This window comes from Streptomyces pseudogriseolus (assembly GCA_002154585.1).
Taxonomy (GTDB): Bacteria; Actinomycetota; Actinomycetes; order Streptomycetales; family Streptomycetaceae; genus Streptomyces; species Streptomyces pseudogriseolus.
Genome location: MUNG01000738.1, coordinates 1 through 568, shown reverse-complemented (window position 1 = coordinate 568; position 568 = coordinate 1). Strand labels below are relative to the sequence as shown.

The following is a 568-nucleotide window of genomic DNA, read 5'->3' as shown; positions in this document are numbered from 1 at the left end:
GACGACCGGGTCAACGTCGGCCGGCTCCACCTGGAGGGCCGGCGCGGCGGCGCCCGGATCGCGGAACTGGTCGACGCCCGCATCGGCCCCGGCGGCGGACGTCACGCCGACCGGCCCGCCACCCGCGAGGAGGCCCAGGACCCGGCGGACCGGTCCCGGCCCATCGGCACCCTCCCCGTACGGACCCCGCAGCGCCCCGCGCACCGGCCCGGCCGCTGACCCGCACCCCACCGACCCCACCACCGGCCGGACGCCCGCACACCGCCGGCGCCGGCCCGTACCACCCTTCATGATCCGGAAAGGACACCATCCATGGCCAACACCGAGACCGCGCTCAAGGAATGCCTCAGCTCCATCGACGGCGCCACGGCCGCCGCACTCGTCGACTACACCAGCGGCATGGCCCTCGGCACCCTGGGAGGCGGCAAGGAACTCAACCTGGAGGTCGCCGCCGCCGGCAACACCGACGTCGTGCGGTCCAAGCTGCGCACCATGGAGCTGCTGGGGCTGAAGGAGGAGATCGAGGACATCCTGATCACCCTCAACACCCAGTACCACCTGATCCGCC

1 protein-coding gene and 1 pseudogene are annotated in these 568 nt (G+C 73.4%); both read left to right on the top strand.

The window, feature by feature from the left end; genetic code table 11:
* Window positions 1-219 (top strand): annotated as a pseudogene (locus CCN29_RS34465) (roadblock/LC7 domain-containing protein); the annotation flags it as partial.
* Between the two features lie 93 nt (window positions 220-312).
* Window positions 313-568 (top strand): hypothetical protein (locus CCN29_RS34460; protein WP_086686356.1); only part of this gene is annotated, 256 nt, incomplete at its 3' end.